We start from the raw sequence: 23,801 nt of genomic DNA on the forward strand, positions 1-23,801 counted from the left end.
TCGCTCCTGCGGGGGCCCCGCCCCCCCCCCCCCCCCCGGCCCCCCGCCCCCCCCCCCCCCCGGGGCCCCCCCCCCCCCCCCCCGCGGGGGGGGCCCGCCCGCGCCCTGCCGTTCCCGGGGGACGGGAGGGGGCGGCGGTGGCCGTTTGCGGACGGGGCATCGGCCGGCGCTAATTATTAGGTTACTTTCCTGTTTGTGCGGCCGCGATCGGTTGCGAGCCCGGCCGCCCCGCCGGCGCCCGCTCGCCGGTCCGTCCCCGTCCGCCAGGAGAGCGGTTCATGCTGCCATGAAGACGCCGAACGGATCCGCCGCACTCGTCACCGCCGCCGCGCTCGCCGCCTCGCTCGCCGTCGCCGCCGCGCCCGGCACCGCCGCGGCCGGCTGCCGGCCCGACGCGCGCGACCTGCTGATGACCTACCAGCCGGTCGACCACACCGTCACCGACGCGCAGTACTTCCGCGCCCGGCTGACGCTCGCCAACCGCGACCGCGGGTGCGCGCTCGCGGGCGGCTGGGCCATGTACTTCACCTCCGTCCGCCAGCCCGCCGCGGTGCTGGCCGGGGCCGCCGGCGAGGCCGCCCGCAGCCGGCTCGCCGCGCAGGGCCTCACCGTCGCCCGCGCCGACACCGCCCAGAGCGGCGACTTCTACGTGCTGAAACCGACCGCCTCGTTCGTCCGGGTGCGGCCCGGCGAGCGGCGCGCGGCCGACTTCGACATCGAGCTGTGGGCCACCCACAAGTCCGACGCCCCGGCCGGATGGGCCATCGCGTACGGCCGCGGCCCCGCCCGCTGGGTGCCCGCGAAGACGCTGCTCGACCCGGCCGACCCCAAGCAGACCAAAGCGTTCTCCGGCGACGTGCGGCCCGTCCAGACGGCGGCGGTCCGCCACGCCGAGAACACCGCGCGCAGGCTCGACCTCACGCTCCGGCAGAGGATCGTCCCGCAGCCGCTGTCGGCCACGGCGAGCGGCGGCACCGTCGCGCTCGGCGGCGCCTCGCCGATCACGGCGCCGGCGAGCCTGCGCAAGGAGGCCGGCTACCTGCGCTCGGCGCTCAGCGACGTCGCCCGAGGGCGCGGCGCGCCCATCACCCTGCGCACGGACGCCGGGCTCGACGCCGACCGCGACGGGAGGCCCGACGCCGAGGGCTACACCCTGAACGCCACCGCCGCCGGGGTCGAGATCGTCGGCGCGGACGCCGCCGGGGTGCTGTACGGCGTCCAGACGCTGCGGCAGCTCGTCCCCGCCTCGGCCTACAAGGCGGCGGCCGGGGGCCGCGCGCCCGCGACGGTGGCGGTGCCGCGCGCGGCGGTCGCCGACGCGCCGCTGTTCGGCTACCGCGGCCTGCACATCGACGTGGGACGCCACTTCGAGTCCCCCGAGACGATCAAGAAGTTCCTGGACCTGATGGCGTTCAGCAAGCTCAACCGGCTCCACCTCGGGCTGACCAACGACGAGGGCTGGCGGCTGGAGATCCCGGGACTGCCCGAGCTGACCGGGTTCGGCGGCCGCCGCGTCCTGGAACCGGACGAGCGCACCGGCCTGCACCACGGCATGGGGTCGGTGAACGACCTCGGCGGCGGGGACGGCGTCCTCGGCAAGGCGCGCGACCGCACCGCGGCCAACCTGGGGCGGACGCCCGCGTTCCAGGGCTACGAGCAGCTCATGGTCAACTTCGTCGGCAAGGGCACCGGGCACTACTCGGTGCGCGACTTCACCGGCATCCTGCGGTACGCGGCGGAGCGGCACATCGAGGTCGTGCCGGAGCTGAACTTCCCCGCGCACGCCCGCGCCGCCGTCCGGTCGATGGAGCACCGCCACGCGCGCACCGGCGACGGCACCTACCGGCTGCTCGACCCGAAGGACACCTCGCGGCACGTCAGCGTTCAGGGCTATAACGACAACCTCGTCAACCCCTGCGTCCCGGGGACATACGCGTTCCTGCGCAAGGTCGTCGGCGAGGTCGGCAAGATGTACGCCGCCGCCGGCGTGCCGCTGAACCGGCTCAACCTGGGCGGCGACGAGCCGCCGGGCCCGCCGCAGGGCTGGTGGTCGGGCTCCCCCGCGTGCGCGGCGAACCCCGACACGGCGGGCAAGTCCGGTGAGGAGCTGGCCGACCTGTTCTTCACCCGATGGAACGACATCGCGCTGACGGCGGCGAAGTCGACCTCCGGCTGGGAGGACGTCACCGCGCCCGACCGCGACCTGCGGCTGAAGAACTTCGCGCCGCTGCCCTGGCAGAACGTGTGGGGCTGGGGGCGCGAGGACTGGGCGTACCGGTTCGCCAACGAGGGCACGCCGGTCATCCTCGCCCACGCCACCAACCTCTACATGGACCTCGCGTACAACAAGGACCCGGACGAGCCCGGCTACTACTGGGCCGCGTACGTCGACGAGAAGAGCACCTTCACGTACCAGCCGTTCGATGTGTACGCCAACGCGACCGAGGACCGATGGGGCAATCCCGTCACCCCAAGCCCGAGCTGGCGGCGGCTGACCGAGGAGGGCAGGAAGAACATCCTCGGCATCGAGGCGCAGCTGTGGGCCGAGAACGGCAAGACACCCGAGATCCGCGAGTACCAGGCGTTCCCGAAGCTGCTCGGCGCCGCCGAGCGCGCGTGGAACCGACGTACCCCGTCGCCGGCGGAGATGCCCGCGGCGTGGGAGGTCTTCAGCAACACGCTCGGGCAGGTCACCTACCCGCTGCTGTCGTACTACCGGCCGGTCGGGCTGCGCGGCGAGGGCGTGAACTACCGCGTCCCGCTGCCCGGCGCGAAGATCGCCGGCGGGACGCTGACCGCCAGCGTCCGCAACCCGGGCATGGCGATCGAGTACTCGACCGACGGCGTCCGCTGGCACGCGTACGGCGGCCCGGCGCGGGTCGGCGAGCACGCCCTCGTCCGCACCCGGAGCGCGGACGGCCGCACCAGCCGCATCGCCCCGGTCGGCGTGCCGGCCTGGCGGGACGGCACCGCGTACCGGCGCGGCAGCGTCGTGACCCACCAGGGTGAGCTGTTCACCGCCACCCGCGGCACGGAGGGCCGGGAACCTGACCTGGCCCCGGACGAGTGGAGGCCGCTCCAGTAGGACGCCCGCACCCCCGGCCCGCCGCGGCGGGCCTCGCGGCGCGACCGGAAGACCTCGGTAAGCGGCGGCAAAGATCCCTTCAACGCCGCTGTGTCCCCGGAACGGGTGGGAATCACCGGCCCCGGGACGAGGCAAGGGGGACAAGGGGGGATGGTGCTCATGCGGGTCACCGTACGATCGGCGGCCGCCGCGGCGCTCGCCGCGGCGGCCGCCGGGACGGTCCTGGGCGGGCCGGCCGCGGCGCACGCCGGCGACCTGGACATCGAGCCGCCGGCCGGCGGCGGGACGGTCACCGTGTCGGGCGGCTGCGAGGCCGCGGACCGCGAGGTGCGCGTCACCGGGGCGGCGCGCGGCGAGGGCCGGGTCGTCGACGGCTGGTTCACCGTCGAGGCGCGGATCGTGCGGGAACGTGCGGGCGAGCACCGGGTCGAGGCCAGGTGCGACGCCTCGGGCCTCACCCAGGAGGGCACCTTCCGCCTGGGCGGCCGTACCGCGAACGACGGGAACGGCGCGCAGGACGGGGTCGCCCCACACGCCGGGGACACCGCGAGCGGTGGCGACGCCGCTCGTGACGGGGACACCGCTGCCGACGGAGGCCCCACGCGCGACGGCGACGCCGCCCGCGACGAGGGCACCGCCCGCGACGGGGACTCCGCGCGGGAGGGGAACGTCGCACGGGACGAGGGCGCCGCCGCGCCCGTTCCGCGCGGGTGGGCGCGGACGGGCGGCGGCGGGGCGCGCGAGCCCGGCGCGCCGTGGACGCTCGCCGGCACGGCGATGGTCGTCGCGGCCGCCGGGATCGGCGCCACGGCGCTGGCGCGGTCCCGCGCGGCCCGTGGCCGTTAACCGCGCCTACCTCGTCGCGGCCGGCCTGGCCCTGATGGGCGCGCTGGCCATGGGCAAGGGGATGGACGGCGGCGAGCCGCGCGGGCACTACCGTGACCTCGGCGGGCCCCGCGCGCTGTGGCACATCCCCGACGGCCCGGCGCTCCCGCCCGCCGTCCCGGTCCGCGTCCGGATCCCGGGGATCGGGGTGGACGCGCCCGTGACGCGGGTCGGGCTCAACGGCGACGGGACCGTGGAGGTGCCGCCGCTGCGGCACGCCGGCCGGGTCGGCTGGTACGGGCCCGGCCCCGCGCCCGGCGCGCGGGGGCCGGCCGTCCTGCTCGGGCACTACGACGACCGCGACGGCCCCGCCGTCTTCCACCGCCTCCACCGGGTCCGGCCCGGCGACGAGATCCGGGTGACCCGGCGCGGCGGCGGCGCGGCGGTGTTCCGCGTGGACGCGGCCGAGCGCGTGCCCAAGTGGCGCTTCCCGCGCACGCGCGTGTACGGGAAGGTGCGCTACGCGGGCCTGCGCCTGGTCACCTGCGGCGGCGCGTACGACGAGGCGGACGGGTCGTACCGGGACAACCTCATCGTCTACGCCCACCTCGTGCGGTGAGCGTCACGCGCGGCCGTAGGAGTCCTCCAGCCGCTCGATGTCGTCCTCGTCGAAGTGCCCGAACGCGATCTCCATCACCCGCACGGCCGGGCCCGCGGAGCTCAGCCGGTGGGTGTCCCCGGCCCGGATCAGGATCCGCTCGCCCACCTCGGGCTCGATCCGGCGGCCGGCGACCTCGAACACCGCGCCGGGGTCGAGCGCGACCCACAGCTCGTCGCGGTCGCGATGGCGCTGCAGGCTGAGCCGCTGCCCGGGATCCACGTAGATGATCTTCACCGTGGAGGGCTCGTTCAGCGTGAAGCGCTCGAAGCTCCCCCAGGGGCGCCGCTCGGTCTCGACGGCGGGGTCGGGCCTCAGGTCGGTCTGCACTGTCACCTCGGGAGTCGTCGATTCTCGGTACGGCCGTTCACCGAACGGCACGGCGTCAGTCCTGGAACAGCTCGAGGACGCGGTCGGAGGAGGCCGCCGGCAGCCCGGCGAGGATGAGGTCCGCCAGGCCGTCGACCACGGCCTCGCGGGGCACCTCCTCGGCGTGGTCGAGCCACCAGTCGCCGGCGGTCTGCACCATGCCGACGACCGCGTGGCCCCACACGTACGCGCGGGTGCGGTCCAGCCGGTCGCCCTCGGCGAGCATCACCTCGGCCAGTTCCCGGCTCACCCCGCGGATCATGGTGCTCATCGCGCTGTGGGTGGCCGCGTCCTCGGCGCTGGCCCGGTGCATGAGGAACCGGTAGAGGTTCAGGTTCGCCGAGATCGTGGCCAGGTAGGTGTCGATGGTGGAGCGGGTGCGGGCGAGGACGGAGTCCGAGCGCGAGAACTCGGCCCGGATCGCCTCGACCAGCTTGCGCGTGTGCCGCTCGGCCAGCGCCTGGTAGAGCCCGCTCTTGTCGCCGAAGTGGCGGTAGAGGATCGGCTTGCTGATCCCCGCCTCCGCGGCGATGGCGGCCATCGACGCCTCCGGGCCCTCCCGCTGGATCACCCGGTCGGCAGCCTCCAGCAGGGCGCGCCGGCGGCCGGGGTCACGCCGTGACCCCGCCCTCGCCGCACCCGTCGCCGTCATGGGAGAAACCGTACGCTACCGGCACCGCGGCCCGGTCAGCGGACCGGGAGGCCGGTGATGGTGCGGCCGATGACCAGCCGCTGGATCTCGGACGTGCCCTCGAAGATCGTGAAGATCTTGGAGTCGCGGTGCATCCGCTCGACGGGGTACTCGCGGGTGTAGCCGTTGCCGCCGAGGATCTGGATGGCCTCCTCGGTGACCCGGACGGCGGCCTCGCTGGCCATGAGCTTGGCCATCGAGCCCTCGGCGCTGGTGAAGTCCTTGCCGGTGCGGGCCATCCAGGCGGCCCGCCACACCATCAGCCGGGCGGCGTCGATCTGGCACTTCATGTCGGCCAGCTTGAACGCGATGGCCTGGAAGTCGCCGATCTTCTTGCCGAACTGCTCGCGCTCCTGGGAGTACTGGAGGGCGTAGTCGTAGGCGGCGCGGGCGACGCCGAGCGCCATCGCGCCGACCGACGGGCGGGTGGTCTCGAACGTCTTCATCGCGGCCTGGCCCTTGGCGCTCTTGCCCTCGCGGACGCGGGCGATGCGCTCGTCGAACTTCTCCTTGCCGCCGACGATCAGCGCGCCGGGCACCCGGACGTCCTCCAGGATCACCTCGGCGGTGTGCGAGGCGCGGATGCCGTGCTTCTTGAACTTCTGGCCCTGCTTCAGGCCGGGCGTGCCGGGCGGGACGATGAAGCTGGCCTGGCCGCGGCTGCCGAGGTCGGGGTGGACCGAGGCGACCACGACGTGGACGTCGGCGATGCCGCCGTTGGTGGCCCAGGTCTTGGTGCCGTTGATCACCCACTCGTCCTTGGCCTCGTCGTACACGGCGCGGGTGCGGATGGAGCCGACGTCGCTGCCCGCGTCGGGCTCGGACGCGCAGAACGCGCCCAGCTTCACGTCGTCGGCGGTGCCGAACATCTGCGGGACCCACTCGGCGGTCTGCTCGGGGGTGCCGACCGCGGCGACGGACGCGGCGGCCAGCCCGGTGCCCACGATCGACAGCGCGATGCCGGCGTCGCCCCAGAACAGCTCCTCGAACGCGACCGGGATGCCGAGGCCGCTGGGCTCCAGCCACTGGGTGGCGAAGAAGTCCAGGGAGTAGAGGCCGACCTTGGACGCCTCCTGGATGAGCGGCCAGGGGGTCTCCTCCCGCTCGTCCCACTCCTCGGCGGCGGGCCGGATCACGTCGCGCGCGAACTCGTGCACCCACTCCTGGACCTGGCGCACGTCCTCCCCGGGCTCGATCGAGAACGGCGTCGGCTCGGTGCTCATATTTATTGACCCTCTCTCCAATATCAGCTGTTACCAACGGTAGCACCTGATGCCGGATCGAGGGCGGCGGCCGTGGCGGGAGTCACACGGGCCAACGCTGGGCCAACATTGGGAAGGGCGCCCCCACGGGGGCGCCAAGGCGGGGTCAGAAGACCAGGTCAGAAGGGGCGCGGGAGGCGAGGGCGGGTCAGGACAGCATGGGGCGCCGGGCCGCGGCGTAGCCGGGGACCTCGGCCATCGGCGGCCGCTCCCCCACACCGACGTCGCTGACCCGCACGTCGTGGCCGCCCGCGCCGCGGGCGAACTGGGTGAGCGCGGTGGACGGGGCCTCCAGCGGCAGCATCCGGCCGTGCCGCTGCAGCCGGGACCAGGCGGCCAGCATGATCTGGGACGACATCGCGCCCAGCGCCTGGGTGCTCTGGTGCGAGTGCACCCGGCGGCCCAGGTCGACCTGGGCGATGGCGTCCAGCCCGGCCTCCTGGAACACGTCCAGGAGCAGCCCGAGCTCGACCCCGTACCCGGTGACGAACGGCAGCCGCTCCAGCAGCGCGCGGCGGCCGGCGTACTCGCCGCCCAGCGGCTGCATCACGCCCGCCAGCAGCGGCCAGTGCAGGTTGATCAGCGGCCGGGCGACCAGCTCGGTGACCCGGCCGCCGCCGGTCTCGTCCCGGCTCTCGCCGGTCACGAGCGGGCGGTCGTAGCAGCCCTTGACGTAGCCGACCGACGGGTCGGTCAGCAGCGGGCCGAGCAGGCCGGTGACGTAGGAGGTGGCGAAGCCGCGCAGGTCGGCGTCCACGAAGACGATCAGGTCGCCGCCGGTGGCGGCCAGCGACTTCCACAGCGCCTCGCCCTTGCCCGACATGCGGCCGGCCTCGGGCAGCACGGCGTCCTGCGCGACCACCTCGGCCCCGGCCGCGGCGGCCACCGCGGCCGTCCGGTCGGTCGACCGCGAGTCGATCACCACGATCTCGTCCACCAGCGGGGCCTGCTCGACCAGTTCGGCGCGGATGGCCGAGACGATGGCGCCGACCGTCTCCTCCTCGTCCCTGGCCGGCAGTACCACGCTGATCCGGGTGGAGCCCTTCACGGCGAGCAGCGTCTCGAGGGGCCAGTCCGCCGTCTCGCTGGTACGGCGGCGCAGCCACGACGCGACCTCAGGCAGCACTCGGGATCTCCCTTCCGTGGGGACCGTCTGGGGGACAAAACGTCCTTTCACTAGGAAACGCCATGTCAGCCCAGATGATTCACCTTTGGAACGGGCCCGGATCCGCCGACCCCAGAACTTAACGCATCCACAACACACCGGTCATCCAGCGGCATGCCGATCCAAGAACGCGTAAACGTCGGCCTCGTCCACCCCCGGGAACGCCCCGGGCGGCAGCACCGACAGCACGTGCGAGTGGGCCCGCGCGGACGGCCAGGCCATCCCCTCCCACCGCTCGGCCAGTTCCACCGGCGGGCGCTGGCAGCAGTCGCCGTCCGGGCACGCCGACTTCACCCGGTTGGTGGTCTCGCGGCCGCGGAACCAGCGCGAGTCCTCGAACCGGACGCCCAGCGTGATCGCGAAGTCGCGCTCGTGGCTGGGGTCGATGTGCGACAGGCACCAGTACGTGCCGGTGGGCGTGTCGGTGTACTGGTAGTACACCGAGAAGCGGTCGGCGGTCTGGAACACGTGCCGCCCCGCCCACTCCCGGCACATCCGCTGGCCCTCGATGGCTCCGGCCTCGTCCTGCGGGAACGCCAGGCCGTCGTTGGCGTACGCCTTGTAGATCGTGCCGTTCTCGTCGTTCTTGGTGAAGTGCAACTGCAGGTCCAGGTGGTGGGTGGCCACGTTGGTGAACCGGTGCGCGGCCATCTCGTACGACACCGAGAACACGTCGGCCAGGTCCTCGACCGACAGCTCGCGGTTGGCCTTGGCCTCCTGGAGGTAGGGCACGACGGCGCGTTCCGGCATCATCATCGCGGCGCCGAAGTAGTTGGCCTCGACCCGCTGGCGCAGGAAGTCGGCGAAGTCCTTCGGGACGTCGTGGTCGAGCGCGATGTGGCCGAGCGTCTGGAGCAGGATCGTGCGCGGGGTGTGCATGCCCAGCTGCTCGCGCTCCAGGTAGATCCGCCGGTTGCGCAGGTCGGTGATGGAGCGGACCGAGCGCGGCAGGTCCTGGACGTACTGCAGCCCGAAGCCGAAGTGGCTGACCAGCGTCATCAGCGTGCCCTGGGACACCGCGCCGCCGCGGTAGCCGACCGCGTCGAGCGTCTGGGCGGCCACGTCCTCGATCTCGGAGAAGTGGTTGCCGCGCTCGTGCATCTGGCGGCGCAGCTCGGCGTTGGCCTTGCGCGCCTCCTCGGGGCTGGCGGTGGGCTTGGTCCGGCTGCGCCGCAGCTCCCCGTACAGCGCCAGGATGTGCTCGATCACCTCGTTGGGCATCCGCTTGCTCACCTTGAGGTGGGACACCCCGAGGGAGCGGTAGAGCGGGTCGCGCTGCGCCTCCTCCAGCGCGATCTCCAGCTGCGCGCGGCGGCTGGGCGGCTGCCGGCGCAGCAGCTCCTCCACCGGCACCTCCAGCGCGGCGGCGAGGGACTGGAGCAGCGACAGCTTGGGCTCGCGCCGCCCGTTCTCCAGCAGGGAGAGCTGGGACGGGGCGCGGCCGACGCGCTCGCCGAGATCGGACAGGGTCATGCCGCGGCCGCGCCGCAGATGCCGGAGCCGCTGCCCGAAGGTGACGAGGTCGACGTCACTCGTCAAGTTGAGGGGTTCTTCTGGCCGCAAGGTCGTCACGGCTTCATGTTAGCGGAAATTTCGCGAATCTTCTGTTACTCACGAGTTCATTAGGGGGTTGCGGCCGGGGCATAGTCATCGCAAGCACCCAGGGGACGACACGGAAGGGCAAGATCATGAGCGACAGTCGCCTCAAGGGCGCAGCCGCGGAGCTGCAGAGGCAGTGGGAGACCGACGAGCGCTGGAACGGCATCGAGCGGACCTACACCGCCGAGGACGTCATCCGGCTGCGCGGCTCGGTCCAGGAGGAGCACACGCTGGCCCGGCTCGGCGCCGAGCGCCTGTGGAAGCTGCTGCGGGAGGAGGACTACGTCCACTCCCTCGGCGCGCTCACCGGCATGCAGGCCGTCCAGCAGGTGAAGGCCGGCCTCAAGGCCATCTACCTGTCCGGCTGGCAGGTCGCCGCCGACGCCAACCTGGCCGGCCAGACCTACCCGGACCAGAGCATCTACCCGGCCAACTCGGTCCCGGCCGTGGTCCGCCGGATCAACAACGCGCTGCTGCGCGCCGACCAGGTCCAGTGGTCCGAGGGCTCGGGCGACACCCACTTCCTGGCCCCGATCGTGGCCGACGCCGAGGCCGGCTTCGGCGGCGTGCTCAACGCCTTCGAGCTGATGAAGGGCATGATCGCCGCCGGTGCGGCGGGCGTGCACTGGGAGGACCAGCTGGCCTCCGAGAAGAAGTGCGGCCACCTGGGCGGCAAGGTCCTCATCCCGACCTCGCAGCACGTCAAGACCCTGAACACCGCCCGCCTCGCCGCGGACATCTCCAACGTTCCCTCGCTGATCATCGCGCGGACCGACGCCGAGGCCGCGACCCTGATCACGACGGACGTGGACGAGCGCGACCAGGAGTTCCTCACCGGCGAGCGCACCGCCGAGGGCTTCTACCGCACCCGCAACGGCATCGAGCCGTGCATCGCCCGCGCCAAGGCGTACGCGCCGTACTCCGACCTCATCTGGATGGAGACCGGCACGCCCGACCTGGAGGTCGCGCGCAAGTTCGCCGAGGCCGTCAAGGCCGAGTACCCGGACCAGATGCTGGCCTACAACTGCTCGCCGTCGTTCAACTGGCGCAAGCACCTGGACGACGCGACCATCGCGAAGTTCCAGCGCGAGCTCGGCCACATGGGCTTCAAGTTCCAGTTCATCACGCTGGCCGGCTTCCACGCCCTCAACTACGGCATGTTCGACCTGGCCCACGGCTACGCCCGCGAGGGCATGACGGCCTACGTCGACCTGCAGGAGCGCGAGTTCGCGGCGGCCGACCGCGGCTTCTCGGCGGTCAAGCACCAGCGCGAGGCCGGCACCGGCTACTTCGACCAGGTGAGCACGGCCATCGCGCCGGACTCGTCCACCACCGCGCTGACCGGCTCCACCGAAGAGGCCCAGTTCCACTAGGCCGCTTCTCCGGTCCTCCCCCCAGGGCCCTTCCTCGGTCTGGCTCACTGAGGAAATCCGCCGGCCCGGCCCCGGCCGGCGAGCAGAAGGCCCCTCCTCCGTCCCTACACCCGGAGGAGGGGCCTTCTCGCGTCCGCGGCCGGGCCCGCCCGGTACGCGCCGCGCGAGGGGGCGACGCGCGAACCTGATACGAGGTTTTCACCGCTGGCCGCTACCGGGCAGCGGCATCGACAGATCTTCCGGCCGGCGTCAGGGTCGTGGCGTACCACTCCGATCTATCGACGGAACACTCGACGGAGAGGATCCGACCGATGGCCATGCGGCGCTCCCCGTACCTCCTCTCACTCGCGCTCGCCGCGCTCGGCGTCACCGCGCTCGCGCCCGCGGCGCTGGCGGACGGCCGGTTCACCGCCGGCTCGGCGGGGCTCGGCGACCCGTACTTCCCCGAGCTGGGCAACGGCGGCTACGACGTCCGGCACTACGGGCTGGACACCACCTACGACCCGGCCACCGACGTGCTGAAGGGCACCGCCGTCATCAGCGCGCGGGCCACCCAGAACCTGTCGCGGTTCAACCTCGACCTCTACAAGATGAACGTGCGGTCGGTACGGGTGGACGGCAAGGCCGCCCGCTTCACCCGCACCGGCGAGCGCGAGCTGGTCGTCACGCCTCCCCGGGGGCTGCGCAAGGACCGCGCGTTCACCGTCACCGTCCGGTACGACGGCGTGCCGCAGACGCTGGGCGGCCCGATCGTGTTCGGGCTGCCGTACGGCTGGATCCACACCCCGGACGGCGCGTCGGTGTCGTCGGAGCCGGACGGAGCCTCCACCTGGTTCCCGGCCAACGACCACCCCAGGGACAAGGCGCTGTTCACCATCAGGACGACCGTGCCGGAGGGCCTGAAGGCGATCGCCAACGGCCACCTGGTGAAGCAGTGGAGCCGCGGCGGCAGCGCCACGTTCGTGTGGCACGAGGACCGCCCGATGGCGCCGTACCTGGCGACCAACTCCATCGGCCGCTTCAACGTGTCGACCACCGAGACCGGCAAGGGGATCCCGCAGCTGGACGCCGTCGATCCGGACGCGGCCGCGCACCCCGACGCGGTGGCGACGCCGCGCCACACGACCCGGGCCACCGACGAGCTGGCCGACTACTTCGGGCGCTACCCGTTCACCACCACGGGCTCCATCGTCGAGAACAACGGCGTCCCGCCGCTGAACGTCGGGTTCGCGCTGGAGACGCAGAGCCGGCCGATCTACCACCGGCCCAGGAACGAGGGCGTGGTCGTCCACGAGATCGGGCACCAGTGGTTCGGCAACAGCGTGTCGACGCACCGCTGGAAGGACATCTGGCTGAACGAGGGCTGGGCGCGCTGGATCGAGTGGTACTGGACCGAGCGGCACGGCGGCCAGAGCGCGCAGGAGTCGTTCCGGCAGACCTACGACAACCCGCCCGCGACCCCGCCGGACCGGCCGGCGTTCTGGGAGCTCGTGGTCGCCGACCCGACCCGCGACCAGATGTTCCACGGCGCGGTGTACTCGCGCGGCGGGCTGACGCTCCAGGCGCTGCGGCAGAAGATCGGGGACGAGCGGTTCCTGCGGCTCGCGCGGACGTGGGTCGAGCGGAAGAAGTACTCCACGGCGACGACCGAGGAGTTCATCTCCCTCGCCGAGAAGATCTCCGGACGGGAGCTGGACGACTTCTTCAGGGTGTGGCTGTACACGCCGTCCAAGCCCACGAGCTGGTAGGCGCGCGGTGAAGGCCGGGCCCGCGGCGCGACCGGGCCCGGCCTTCACCGTGATCGCGTGGATTCCCTCCGGCGCCTTCCGTATGCTCGTGGCGAGTGGGGGTCTTTCCGTGGGTGGCGTGGTACGCGTTCCGCCGCTACACCGCTTATCCGCTCGGCGCGCTCGCCGAGGCCGTCACCAACACCGTCTTCGGGTTCATGCGCGCCTACATCCTGGTCGCGCTGTGGACCAAGCGCCCCTCGCTGGGCGGCTACGACGTCGCCGACGCGGTGACGTTCTGCTTCGTCACGCAGGCGCTGATCGGGCCGGTGCAGATCTTCGGCGGGCTGGAGCTGACCGAGCGGATCCGCAACGGCGACGTGGCGATCGACCTGCACCGCCCCGTCGATCTGCAGGGCTGGTGGCTGGCCGACGACCTGGCCCGCGGGGCCGCGGCCCTGGTGCTGCGCGGCGGTATCCCACTGCTGGCGGGGGCGCTGGTGTTCCCGCTGCGGTTCCCTGAGCCGGGCACGCTGGCGGTGTTCGGGGTCTCGGTGCTGCTGGCGATCGTCACCGGCTTCGGCCTCCGCTACCTGGTGGCGCTGGGCATGTTCTGGCTGCACGACGACCGCGGCCTGAACTCGGTCGCGCTGGTGATGGCGATGTTCTTCTCCGGCATGCTGGTCCCGCTGGTCGTCTTCCCGGGGTGGCTGGGCGAGGTGGCGCGGGTACTGCCGTGGGCGGCGCTGGTCCAGGTCCCGGCCGACGTGTTCCTCGGCAAGCACGCCGGGGCCGGTCTGGCGGGCGCGCTGGCGTTCCAGGCCGGCTGGGCGGCCGTGCTGCTGGCGGCCGGGCGGACGCTGACGCTGGCCGCGCGGCGGAAGCTGGTGGTGCACGGTGGCTGACGTGCTGGACGAGGTGCTCGACCGCACCATCCGGATGTACGCGCTGCTGGCCTGGACCTGGCTGCGCGCCGCCGCCCGCTACCCGGTGTCGCTGGCGCTGCTGACCGCGGCCGTGGCCGTGGTCGGCGCGCTGGACCTGGTGGCGATCATGCTCCTGTTCGCGCGGGCCCCGGTGATCGCCGGCTTCGGCGCGGCGGAGGTGCTGTTCCTGTACGGCACCAGCGTCCTGTCGTTCGCGACCGCCGACCTGCTGCTGGGCAGCTCCTCGCGGCTGGGCCAGCACATCCGGCAGGGGTCGCTGGACGCGATGCTGGTAAGGCCGGTGAGCCCGCTGATCCAGGTCGCCACCGAGGACTTCTCGCCGCGCCGGACCGGCAAGCTGATCCCCGGCGCGGTGGTGCTGGCGGCCGTGCTGCCCCGGCTGGACGCGCCCTGGGACGCCGGGCGGATCGCCATGGTGCCGCTGATGGTGCTGTGCGGGACCGCGATCTTCGCGGGCCTGTGGGTGCTGACCGCGTCGCTGCACTTCGTGCTGATCGACGCGCACGCCGCCACGAAGTCGGTCACCGACGGCGGCGGCCTGCTGACGCAGTACCCGATGAGCGTGTTCGGGCGCGACTTCGTGCGCGGGGTGACGTTCGCGGTGCCGCTGGCGTTCGTGAACTGGCAGCCCGCGCTGTACGTGCTGGACCGGCCGGACCCGGCCGGCCTGCCGTCCTGGCTGCGGTTCGCGTCGCCCGCGGCGGCGGTGCTGGTCTGCGCGGCGGCGGCGCTGGCCTGGCGGTCGGGGCTGCGGCACTACCGGTCGACGGGCAGCTGAGCGGCGGAGGAACCGGGGGAACGGGGGGAACCGAGGGTGAGAGGGGCGGCATGATCGAGGTCGAGGACGCTGCCAAGGCGTTCACCGTGCGCAAGCGGGCCGGGCGCGGGCTCCGGCGCACGCGCGCGACCGTGCGGGCGGTGGACGGGGTGTCGTTCACGGTCGGGCGCGGCGAGTTCGTCGGGTACCTGGGCCCGAACGGCGCCGGCAAGTCCACCACCATCAAGATGCTGACCGGCATCCTCACCCCGTCGTCGGGGCGGGTGCGGGTGTGCGGGCTGGACCCGTCCCGGCAGCGGACCGCGCTGGCGCGGCGGATCGGCGTGGTGTTCGGGCAGCGCACGACGCTGTGGTGGGACCTGCCGCTGCGCGACAGCCTGACGCTGATCCGGCGGCTGTACCGGGTGGAGGCGGCGGCGCACCGGGCGCGGCTGGCCGAGCTGACCGCGCTGCTGGAGCTGGGCCCGTTCCTGGACACCCCGGTCCGCCAGCTCAGCCTGGGCCAGCGGATGCGCGGCGACCTGGCGGCGGCGCTGCTGCACGATCCGGAGCTGCTGGTGCTGGACGAGCCCACGATCGGGCTGGACGTGGTCAGCAAGGCCACCGTCCGGGAGTTCCTGGAGCGGATCAACACCGAGCGCGGCACGACGATCCTGCTGACCACGCACGACCTGGGCGACATCGAGCGGCTGTGCCGCCGCGTGATGATCATCGATCACGGCCGGCTGGCGTACGACGGCGGCCTGGAGCGGCTGCGCGCGACCGCCGGCGCGGGCCGCGTCCTGGTCGTCGAGCTGGCCCGGCCGGAGCCGCCGGTGGCCCTGCCGGACGCCGAGGTCGTCGCCGTCGAGGGGCCGCGCCAGCTGCTGCGCCTGCCCCGGGACGCGAACGCGGCGGCGGTCGTCGCGGAGCTGGCGGGCCGGTACGAGATCCGCGACATCGCGCTGCGGGAGACCGGCATCGAGGAGGTGGTGGCGCGCCTGTACCGCGGCGACGGCGCCTACGACCACCCCGGCAGCGCGGTGGCGCCCTGACCGGCGCCGCGGCGCGCGCCGGCCCGGATCAGCGCTGGGCGGCCGGGTAGTACGGCTCGGACGCCTCCTCGTCGTCGTCGCGGCCGGCCCCCCAGCGGCGCGGCGCCCAGGTCGGCATCAGCAGCGCGAAGCCCATCAGCGCGTACAGGCCCGAGCCGAGCAGCATCCGCAGGCCGAAGTCGAGGTCGCCGGCCGGCGGCACCTTGCCGGGCAGGTCGAGCACCCGGGCCGGGTCGACGAGGAAGTAGACCGACAGGCCGAGCAGCGTCAGCGCCGGGATCAGCGACACCAGCGGCGAGGCCCACCGGGCGACGATGATGACGCCCGTCACCAGGCCGACGGCGGCCAGCAGCGCGAACGCGCCGTACATCCGGGTGCTGTCGGTGATCTCCTGCGCGGCCCCGTCGAAGGACTGGCCCGCCTGGACGTAACCCCAGGCTGAGCCGTACACCAGCGCCGGGGTCAGCAGGACGCCGAGCAGGAATCCGAACGCGTGGCGCACCGGGCATCACATCCCATCGGACGGGCCCGCACCCCTGCCGCGCGGGCGGCCGTATGCACCCCATCACAGCACGCGTTTCCCCCGCGGCGCAGTAGTTCCGCCCGTATTACGTGAAGTCGTGATCTTTGCTGCACCTTCCTGCATAGCGACTGATTCCTACCTACGTCCGAAACGTCTCGTCCGTTTTGATGGCGATTGTCGGGGCACTGGGCGTCCATCGACCCGACCCACGTGGAGGAGCAATGTCGACCATCCTCATGGTCGTCGTCGCCGTAGTGATCATCGCGCTGGTGGCCGCGGCCGGGTACGTCCTGTGGACCCAGGCCCGCACGCGCGCGCTCCGGCGGCGGTTCGGACCCGAATACGACCGTGCCGTGGAGCGCCACGGCAAGCGCGCCGCCGCCGAACGGGAGCTGATGTCCCGCGAGCGGCGGCACGAGGAGCTGGAGCTGCGCGAGCTGGACCCGCGCCAGCGGGAGCTGTACCGCGAGCAGTGGGTGCACGTCCAGGAGCAGTTCGTGGACGCCCCCGGCGCCGCCGTCGAGCAGGCCGGCCGCCTGGTGACCGTCGTCATGGGCGAGCGCGGCTACCCGACGCGCGACTTCGACGACCGCGTCGCGCACCTGTCCGTCGAGCACGGCCGCACCCTGGACCACTACCGGCGCGGCCACGACATCGGCGCCCGCGCCGCGCGCGACGAGGCCACCACGGAGGAGCTGCGCCAGGCCATGGTGCACTACCGGGCGCTGTTCGAGGACCTGCTGAAGGTCCCCGACGGGGAGCGCTCCGGTTCGCGCGCCGGGCAGGGTACGCCCGCGCACCACGGACCCGGCCGCGACCGCGGCCCCGAGGCGGGGCGGTGATCCCGTGAAGCACGAGACCACCGATCCCGACGTCCGCGCCGGCGAGCGCGAGCGCGACGAGAGCGACGTGCGGGTCGCCGGGCCCCCGGCGTCCCCGACCGGCGAGGGCGGCGTCGCCGAGGCGTTCCCCGCCCCCGTCGCCGGGACCGAGACCCGCGGCGAGACCCGCACCGAGGCCGGCATCGAGACCCGCTCTGAAGGGCACGGGCGCCTGCTGGACGCCTCGGTCGCCGACGGCTTCCACGAGCGCTGGCGCGAGGTGCAGTCCGGCTTCGTCGACGACCCGCGCGGCGCCGTCCGCCGGGCCGACGAGCTGGCCGCCGAGATCGTCAACGCCGCGGGCCAGGCCCTGGCCGCCCGCAAGCGCACCCTCGACGACCGCCTGAACGAGGGCGGCGAGGCGTCCCCCGACACCGAGCGACTGCGGCTGGCGCTGCGCGACTACCGCGACTTCGTCGACCGCACCCTCACCCTCTGACCCGCCCCTCCGACCCGATCCTCCGACCACCCCCGACCACCTCGAAGCACCCGGCACGAAGGGCGCCGTCCATCCGGGCGGCGCCCTTCCGGTGCTGTACGGACGGCGCCCCGGGGTGAATACTGAACGGGATTCGGTATCGCGCGACAGTGGAGGATCACCTTGTCCGAGTACACGATGACCATCGGCGGCGAGGCCGTGGCGGCGCCCGCGACGTTCGGGGTGATCAATCCGGCCACCGGCGAGGTCGCCGAGCAGGCCCCCGACTGCTCGCGCGAGCAGCTCGACGCGGCGATGGCCGCCGCGCGGGACGCGCTGCCCGCGTGGCGCCGCGACGAGGCCGCCCGGCGCAAGGCGCTGCAGGCGGCGGCCGACCTGCTGTTCGCCAGGTCCGAGGAGATCGGCCGGGTCCTCACGCTGGAGCAGGGCAAGCCGCTGCAGGACGCCACCATGGAGGTCGTCGGCGCCGGGGTGTGGCTGAAGTACTTCGCCGACCTGGAGCTGCCCCGCGAGGTGATCCAGGACGACGACACCGCGCTGGTCGAGGTGGTCCGCCGGCCGATGGGCGTGGTCGCGGCGATCACCCCCTGGAACTACCCGCTGCTGCTGGCGATCTGGAAGCTGGCGCCCGCGCTGCTGGCCGGCAACACGATGGTGCTCAAGCCGTCCCCGTTCACCCCGCTGTCCAGCCTGCGGCTCGGCGAGGCGCTGCGCGAGGTGCTGCCGCCCGGCGTGCTCAACGTCGTCACCGGCGGCGACGAGCTGGGCGCCTGGATGACCGGGCACGAGACCCCGCGCAAGATCAGCTTCACCGGCAGCGTCGCCACCGGCAAGCGGGTGGCCGCCGCCGCGGCGCCCGACCTCAAGCGCGTCACGCTGGAGCTGGGCGGCAACGACCCCGCCATCCTGCTCGACGACGCCGACCCGGCGGCGGTGGCCGAGAAGCTGTTCGGTGCCGCGTTCATGAACAACGGCCAGGTCTGCTCGGCGATCAAGCGCGTGTACGTGCCCGAGGCGCTGTACGGCGACGTGGTCGACGCCCTGGCGGCCAAGGCGAAGTCGGTCAAGGTCGGCGACGGCATGACCGAGGGCGTGCAGTACGGCCCGGTCAACAACAGGCCGCAGTTCGAGCGGGTCAGCGAGCTGGTCGCCGACGCGATCGCGGGCGGCGCCCGCGCGGCGGCCGGCGGCAAGGCCGTCGACGGCCCCGGCTACTTCTTCGAGCCGACGATCCTGGCCGACGTCGCCGACGGCGCCCGGATCGTCGACGAGGAGCAGTTCGGGCCGGCGCTGCCGGTGGTGAGCTACCGCGACCTGGACGAGGCCGTCGAGCGCGCCAACGGCACCCACTTCGGGCTGTCCGGCTCGGTCTGGAGCGCCGACGCCGACCGGGCCGCCGAGGTCGCCGGCCGGCTCGAGTGCGGCACCGCCTGGGTGAACACCCACCTCGCGCTGGCCCCGCACCAGCCGTTCGGCGGCTTCAAGTGGAGCGGTGTCGGCGTCGAGAACGGCCCGTGGGGCCTGTACGGCTTCACCGAGATCCAGGTGATCCACCGGTCCAAGGCCTGATCCCTCCGGCCGGCGGGCCCCGATGATCCTCCGGGGCCCGCGGGCCGTACGGAAGGGTGCCCGCGGTCACGACTTCGACGCTCAACAGTGACACGGCCGCTACTGGCGGCCGCGCCCGGCGATGCGACACTCTCGGTGTCGGGCCGCGACCGCACATCCCCCCGACCGTGGAGGCGCCGGATGCAGACGTGGGACGTCATGCGGCAGGACGACAACGGCAACCAGGTCCAGATGGCGACGCACGACTCCCGGATCTCGGCGCTGGCCCAGGCGCTGGCGATGGAGAGCGGCGTCCCGCACAAGCAGCTCTACTGGGTCACCGGCCCGTCGGGCCCGGTCGTGCGCACCAACCGGGACCTCTACCTGCACTTCCTCCAGCTCGGGCAGGAGGCGCGGGCGGCGTCCTGGTCGCTGTCGGCGTTCCTGCGCGCGCTGTGGACGGTCAGCCGCCCGCTCAGCGGGCGCGACCGGCTGCACCCCGACGACGTGGCGGCGATGTTCTCGGCCGCCTCCAGCGTCCCGCCCGCGGAGTACGACCCGTCCTGGAGCACCCGCGACCTGTCGCTGCCGGGCGACGAGCCGGCCGGGTACGCCGACTGGGAGCGGGTCGTGCTGTCCCAGCTGGCCGATCTCGAGGACTTCCTCGCCCACCCGCCGGGCCCGCGGGCGCGGTTCGGCGTGGACGCTCCGCGCCCGCCAGGGAGCGGCCGCCGCGCGACCCCGCGCCGCTGGTTCAACTTCGACCCGGCCACCTACCTGGAGTGCGCGGTGGCGGGCAGCCTCGGCGGCTGGGACGCTGCCGACGGCGCCCGGATCCCGCTGCCGGCGTCCGGCGGGCGCCCGGCCGCCCGCTCGTACGTCCGCCCGATGACGACGATGAGCTGGGCGGATCTGGCCCGGATCGCGGTGTGCGGGCAGATCTACGAGTGACGGAGCACCCGGTCCTGTCGGACCCGGGTGCCAGACTGGAGGGATGCGACCGGTCAGGATCGACGACCAGGGCGAATGGTGGCTGGCCCACGGCCGGCCCCATCCCGCGCTGCGCCCCTTCCTGGACGCCTACCACGGCTACTGGGAGAAGGACGCCTTCCCCAACCGCAAGCGCACGCTGCCCGGCCGCCGCACCGTCATGATCATCAATATGGGGCCGCCGCTCGACCTGGAGGCGCCCGGCACCGGCCCCGGCCGCTTCTCCTCGTTCTTCGCGGGGATGTACGACGGGCACGGCTCGTACACGGCCCGCGGCGTCCAGCGCGGCGTCCAGCTCGACCTCAGCCCGCTCGGCGCGTACACGCTGCTGGGCACGCCGATGGGCGAGCTCGCCAACATCGCGGTCGCGCTGCCCGACCTGATCGGCCCGGCGGCCGGCGAGCTGGTCGAGCGGCTGGAGGCCGCGCCCGGCTGGCCCGCCCGCTTCGACCTGCTCGACGGGTTCCTGCTGGACCGGCTGGAGACCGGCCCCTCCCCCGCCCCCGAGGTCGCGCGCGCGTGGGAGATGCTGCTGGCCGCCCGCGGCCGAGTGCCCGTCACCGACCTGGTGGCCGAGGTCGGCTGGAGCCGCCGCCACCTCGCCCAGCGGTTCAAGGAGCAGATCGGCCTGCCGCCCAAGGTGGCGGCCCGGGTGCTGCGCTTCGAGCGCGCGGTCGAGCTGATGTCGGCGGGCCCGCACGACCTGGCCGGGATCGCCCACGACTGCGGCTACTTCGACCAGGCCCACCTCAACCGCGAGGTCCGCGCCCTGGCCGGCTGCACCCCGACCGAGCTGGTCGCCACGATGGGCCACCGGCCGGTCGCCGACCCGGCCCCGGCCTGACCCGCCCCGGCCTGACTCGGCCCGCCGGAGGGGTGGACGGCACGCCCGGCGAGGGTAAACATCCAGGTATGCCGCGTTTGATGCTGCTCGGCGTCGGGACGGCGGGGTCGGCCCGGTTCGCCCCGGCGGGGCTGCTCGTGGAGTACGGGCACACCCGGGTCGGGATCGACGGCGGCGCGGGCTCGGAGCCGCCCGAGAACGTGGACGCCTGGCTGGTCAGCGACGGGGACACGCACCCCGACCTGAGCCGGGTCGCCCGCGAGACCGGCATGCGGGAGCCGGCGCTGGAGCCGTTCCGGCACGGCGCCCTGCACATCGACCCGCTTCCCGCGGGCGACGGGGTGTACGGCTACCGGATCGTCGCCGGCCACCACTCCGCCGCCTGGGCGCCGGCCTTCGGCGGCTTCCCGGAGTGGGCGGCGAAGGCGGACCTGGCCTTCGCGGGCCCCGGCCCCGGCGTGGCCGCCACGGCGGAGGCCGCCCGCAGGCTGGAGGTGCGCCGCCTCGTCTTCGTCCTCCTGGACGAGCGCGCCTGCGCGGCCATGGACGCCGGAGAAGAACCCCCGTTCGGCGAATGGGGCGAGGAAGGCGGGCAATACCGCATGTGACCGCATGCGACCAGATCCGCCCGTCCCGCCCCGGAGGTGCGTGATGATCCTTGCCGGGCTCGTCCTGCTCGTGGCGGGCGGGGTGGTCGCCCTCGCCGCGGACGGCGCGGTCGCGGGCGTGGACCTGACCGTGGCCGGGGGCGCGGTGATGGGAGTCGGCGCCGGAGTGCTGATCGCCGGGCTGCTGCGGCTGCGGCGCCGCCCGGCGGGACCGGGCGGCGAGCCGTACCGGACCGGCAAGGGGAAGATCGTCGCGATGGTGGCGGCGGTACTCTACATCGTCTCGCCGGTCGATCTGGTCCCCGACTTCCTGCTGCCGGTCGGCGTCGTGGACGACGCCACCGCGCTCACCTGGCTGGTGATCGCGGCCGGGCAGGAGCTGGCACGGCGCCGCCGCCGCCCGCTCGGCGGCGAGGGCCGCCGCCCTGGCCCGTGACCCGCCGCCCCGGCGCGGATCACGACGCGGCGACGGCCTCGAACACCTTCATGTCCGCGGCCCAGTCGGTGCCGGGACGCGGCCAGTGGACGGCGATCTCGTCGAAGCCCAGCTCGGCGTAGCGGCCCGCCAGGTCCTCGAACGCGCCGGCCGACTCCAGCCACGGCTCGCCGGTGAAGCCGGTGAGGAAGACCGGCCTGATCTCGGCGAAGTCGCGGCCCTCGGCGTCGCAGGCGGCGCGCAGCCCGTCCAGCTGGGCGCGGACGGCCTCCAGCGGGTCCGTGCCGTCGCGGCCGCCGGTGGTGACCCAGCCGGCGCCGAGCCGGGCGGCCAGCCGCAGCCCCCTGGGGCCGGTCGCCGCGATGACGAACGGGACGCGGGGGCGCTGGACGCAGCCGGGTCCGGTGACGACCTCCTGGGCGGAGTAGTAGGTGCCCTCGTAGGTCGTCTCCGGCCCGGTGAGCAGCCGGTCGAGGAGCTCGACCCACTCGGCGAAGCGGTCCGCGCGCTCGCGGGCCGTCCAGTCCGGGCCGCCGAGGAGGCCCGCGTCGGAGGTGCGGGCCGTGCCGCCCGCGCCCATGCCGAGCCGGAGCCGGCCGCCGCTGATGTGGTCGATGGTCTTGGCGGCGTGCGCGGTCGGGACGGGGTGCCGGAAGTTCGGCGAGGTGACCAGCGTCCCGAGCCGGATCCGCGAGGTGACCGCCGCCGCGGCGGCCAGGGTGGTGTAGGCGTCGTACCAGGGGGTGGTGCCGCGCCAGGCCACGTGGTCGTACACCCAGGCGGTGTCGAAGCCGAGCTCCTCGGCCCGCCGCCACAGGTCGCCGGCCTCCGGCCAGGAGCGGGTCGGCCACATCACGGTACTGATCTTCATCGGGATCCTCTCATGGCGGCCGGGCGATCCATTCGCGCAGCGCCCACCACCAGTGGGCGGCGTGCGCGACGGCGTTCTCCGGGGCGGCCGGGTTTCCGCCGGTCAGCTCCTGGAAGCGGCGCAGCCGGTACTTGACGGTGTTGCCGTGGACATGCAGGGCGGCGGCCGTGGGCTCGATCCGGCCGCCGTGGTCGAGCAGCTCCAGCGCGGTCTCGGCCAGCTCGCGGTGGAACGGGTCCGCCGGGTCGAGGCCGCCCAGCAGCCGGGCCGCCAGCAGCCGCCCCAGCTCCGGCTCCGCCGCGGTCACCGTGACCAGCGCCAGGTCGGTGAGCGGTCGCAGCCCGGTCAGGCCGGACGCGGCGGCGGCCTCCAGGGCGCGGCGGCCGAGCCGGTAGAGCGGCGCGATCCCGGCGGGGCGCTCGGCGGGCGCGGCCACCATCAGCGGCCCGTCCCGCAGCTCGGGCAGCCGGGTGACCAGCGCGGCCAGCCGCCCGTCCACCAGCCCGCACAGGGCCGGCCCGCCGGCGGCCAGCGCGCCCTCCAGCCGGCTCGCGACGGCGGGGTCGCTGACATCGGACACCACGCAGTGGTATGCGGCGTCCGGGTCCAGCGGCGGGCGGACGGTCGGCGGCTCCCCGTGCAGCAGCCGGCGCAGCGTCTGGACGTGCCCCTCCCGGGTGGTGCGGGCCGTCTCCAGCTCGGCGATCCGGTGGGCGTGCACCATCCGGTGGACGAGCGCGGTGTTGATCGCGTCGATCCGGGTGACGCCGTCCAGCAGCACGTCGGCGGGCACCCGCAGCCGCCGGCCCTGCTCGATCAGCAGGCCCACCAGATGGGAGCGGCCGGCCTGGAAGCCGTCCAGCAGCGCGGCAACCGGGACGCCCTGCCGCGCCCGGTCGGCGCCGAGCCGCTCGGCCGCGGCCAGCACCTCGCCGCCCGGCTCGCCGCCCTCGCGCAGCGCCGCGAGCACCCCGCGGACGAGCGCGCGGGTGTGCCGCCGGGTCTCCTCCTCCGGCAGCGCCGCGACCAGCTCGGAGCGGCTGCGCGCGGCCCGTACCGTGGACTCCAGGAGCGCCGGGTCGTCGGCGCGCTCGACCACCAGGCGCAGGAAGGCGTCGATGTCCTGCATCCGCCCTCCCCTTGTCCGT

The 23,801-nt window shown here is 73.9% G+C and carries 23 protein-coding genes; 15 read left to right on the forward strand and 8 right to left on the reverse strand.

All coding sequences use genetic code 11. The features are described from left to right. Positions 1–286 precede the first annotated feature (286 nt). From AB0881_RS13050 to AB0881_RS13060, 3 genes are all read left to right on the forward strand, one after another. Complete coding sequence (locus AB0881_RS13050) at positions 287–3,085, forward strand: family 20 glycosylhydrolase (RefSeq protein ID WP_366616757.1); 2,799 nt, start codon at positions 287–289, stop codon at positions 3,083–3,085. A gap of 150 nt (positions 3,086–3,235) precedes the next feature. Then, positions 3,236–3,931, forward strand: coding sequence for a hypothetical protein (locus AB0881_RS13055; protein ID WP_366616758.1), 696 nt, complete (start codon positions 3,236–3,238; stop codon positions 3,929–3,931). After that, positions 3,921–4,529: a class F sortase gene (locus AB0881_RS13060; protein WP_366616759.1), complete on the forward strand. Its 609-nt coding sequence runs from the start codon at positions 3,921–3,923 to the stop codon at positions 4,527–4,529. Before AB0881_RS13055 ends, AB0881_RS13060 begins: the two co-directional genes overlap by 11 nt. A gap of 3 nt (positions 4,530–4,532) precedes the next feature. On the opposite strand, the gene AB0881_RS13065 is transcribed toward AB0881_RS13060, so the two are convergent. From AB0881_RS13065 to AB0881_RS13085, 5 genes are all read right to left on the reverse strand, one after another. Then, a complete protein-coding gene (locus AB0881_RS13065; protein WP_366616761.1) occupies positions 4,533–4,904 on the reverse strand; it encodes a phosphomannose isomerase type II C-terminal cupin domain in 372 nt (123 codons plus the stop codon). 49 nt (positions 4,905–4,953) lie between these two features. Beyond that, positions 4,954–5,589, reverse strand: a complete 636-nt coding sequence (locus AB0881_RS13070; protein WP_366616763.1) for a TetR family transcriptional regulator — start codon at positions 5,587–5,589, stop codon at positions 4,954–4,956. A gap of 35 nt (positions 5,590–5,624) precedes the next feature. After that, on the reverse strand, positions 5,625–6,851 hold the full coding sequence (locus AB0881_RS13075) for an acyl-CoA dehydrogenase family protein (RefSeq protein WP_366616764.1): 1,227 nt from the start codon (positions 6,849–6,851) through the stop codon (positions 5,625–5,627). A 187-nt stretch (positions 6,852–7,038) separates the two neighbouring features. Beyond that, complete coding sequence (locus AB0881_RS13080) at positions 7,039–8,016, reverse strand: glucosyl-3-phosphoglycerate synthase (RefSeq protein ID WP_366616766.1); 978 nt, start codon at positions 8,014–8,016, stop codon at positions 7,039–7,041. Positions 8,017–8,157: 141 nt separating this feature from the next. Beyond that, entirely contained in the window at positions 8,158–9,594 is a 1,437-nt protein-coding gene (locus tag AB0881_RS13085; RefSeq protein ID WP_366616768.1) for a helix-turn-helix domain-containing protein, read from the reverse strand. A 149-nt stretch (positions 9,595–9,743) separates the two neighbouring features. Between AB0881_RS13085 and aceA the strand changes: the two genes are divergently transcribed. The 5 genes from aceA (at position 9,744) to AB0881_RS13110 (ending at position 15,513) form a co-directional block, all read left to right on the forward strand. Further along, positions 9,744–11,027 (forward strand): isocitrate lyase, encoded by a 1,284-nt coding sequence (gene aceA / locus AB0881_RS13090; protein ID WP_366616770.1) that lies wholly within the window; start codon positions 9,744–9,746, stop codon positions 11,025–11,027. A gap of 311 nt (positions 11,028–11,338) precedes the next feature. After that, complete coding sequence (locus AB0881_RS13095) at positions 11,339–12,775, forward strand: M1 family metallopeptidase (protein WP_366616772.1); 1,437 nt, start codon at positions 11,339–11,341, stop codon at positions 12,773–12,775. A 95-nt stretch (positions 12,776–12,870) separates the two neighbouring features. Then, positions 12,871–13,659, forward strand: coding sequence for an ABC-2 family transporter protein (locus AB0881_RS13100; RefSeq protein ID WP_366616773.1), 789 nt, complete (start codon positions 12,871–12,873; stop codon positions 13,657–13,659). A 34-nt stretch (positions 13,660–13,693) separates the two neighbouring features. After that, positions 13,694–14,479: an ABC-2 family transporter protein gene (locus tag AB0881_RS13105; protein WP_366616974.1), complete on the forward strand. Its 786-nt coding sequence runs from the start codon at positions 13,694–13,696 to the stop codon at positions 14,477–14,479. A gap of 50 nt (positions 14,480–14,529) precedes the next feature. Beyond that, entirely contained in the window at positions 14,530–15,513 is a 984-nt protein-coding gene (locus AB0881_RS13110; protein ID WP_366616775.1) for an ATP-binding cassette domain-containing protein, read from the forward strand. Between the two features lie 28 nt (positions 15,514–15,541). Here the strand turns inward: AB0881_RS13110 and AB0881_RS13115 are convergent, their stop codons facing one another. After that, complete coding sequence (locus AB0881_RS13115; protein WP_366616777.1) at positions 15,542–16,015, reverse strand: hypothetical protein; 474 nt, start codon at positions 16,013–16,015, stop codon at positions 15,542–15,544. 242 nt (positions 16,016–16,257) lie between these two features. Here AB0881_RS13115 and AB0881_RS13120 point away from each other — a divergent pair, with 242 nt between their 5' ends. The 7 genes from AB0881_RS13120 (at position 16,258) to AB0881_RS13150 (ending at position 21,782) form a co-directional block, all read left to right on the forward strand. Next, positions 16,258–16,878 (forward strand): hypothetical protein, encoded by a 621-nt coding sequence (locus tag AB0881_RS13120; protein WP_366616779.1) that lies wholly within the window; start codon positions 16,258–16,260, stop codon positions 16,876–16,878. Between the two features lie 4 nt (positions 16,879–16,882). After that, positions 16,883–17,356, forward strand: coding sequence for a hypothetical protein (locus tag AB0881_RS13125; RefSeq protein WP_366616780.1), 474 nt, complete (start codon positions 16,883–16,885; stop codon positions 17,354–17,356). Positions 17,357–17,518: 162 nt separating this feature from the next. Next, entirely contained in the window at positions 17,519–18,925 is a 1,407-nt protein-coding gene (locus tag AB0881_RS13130; protein WP_366616781.1) for an aldehyde dehydrogenase family protein, read from the forward strand. 180 nt (positions 18,926–19,105) lie between these two features. Further along, complete coding sequence (locus AB0881_RS13135) at positions 19,106–19,855, forward strand: hypothetical protein (RefSeq protein WP_366616782.1); 750 nt, start codon at positions 19,106–19,108, stop codon at positions 19,853–19,855. Positions 19,856–19,898: 43 nt separating this feature from the next. Then, positions 19,899–20,738: an AraC family transcriptional regulator gene (locus AB0881_RS13140; RefSeq protein ID WP_366616783.1), complete on the forward strand. Its 840-nt coding sequence runs from the start codon at positions 19,899–19,901 to the stop codon at positions 20,736–20,738. Positions 20,739–20,806: 68 nt separating this feature from the next. Then, positions 20,807–21,346, forward strand: a complete 540-nt coding sequence (locus AB0881_RS13145) for a hypothetical protein (RefSeq protein ID WP_366616785.1) — start codon at positions 20,807–20,809, stop codon at positions 21,344–21,346. 43 nt (positions 21,347–21,389) lie between these two features. Beyond that, on the forward strand, positions 21,390–21,782 hold the full coding sequence (locus tag AB0881_RS13150; RefSeq protein WP_366616787.1) for a YkvA family protein: 393 nt from the start codon (positions 21,390–21,392) through the stop codon (positions 21,780–21,782). 19 nt (positions 21,783–21,801) lie between these two features. Here the strand turns inward: AB0881_RS13150 and AB0881_RS13155 are convergent, their stop codons facing one another. Both AB0881_RS13155 and AB0881_RS13160 read right to left on the reverse strand, forming a co-directional pair. Beyond that, positions 21,802–22,653: an LLM class flavin-dependent oxidoreductase gene (locus tag AB0881_RS13155; RefSeq protein WP_366616788.1), complete on the reverse strand. Its 852-nt coding sequence runs from the start codon at positions 22,651–22,653 to the stop codon at positions 21,802–21,804. 10 nt (positions 22,654–22,663) lie between these two features. Continuing rightward, positions 22,664–23,782 carry a helix-turn-helix domain-containing protein gene (locus AB0881_RS13160; RefSeq protein ID WP_366616790.1) on the reverse strand — a complete coding sequence of 373 codons (1,119 nt, stop codon included), beginning with the start codon at positions 23,780–23,782 and terminating at the stop codon, positions 22,664–22,666. Positions 23,783–23,801: the final 19 nt, after the last annotated feature.

The sequence above is a fragment of the Spirillospora sp. NPDC029432 genome (assembly GCF_040703975.1).
GTDB lineage: Bacteria > Actinomycetota > Actinomycetes > Streptosporangiales > Streptosporangiaceae > Spirillospora.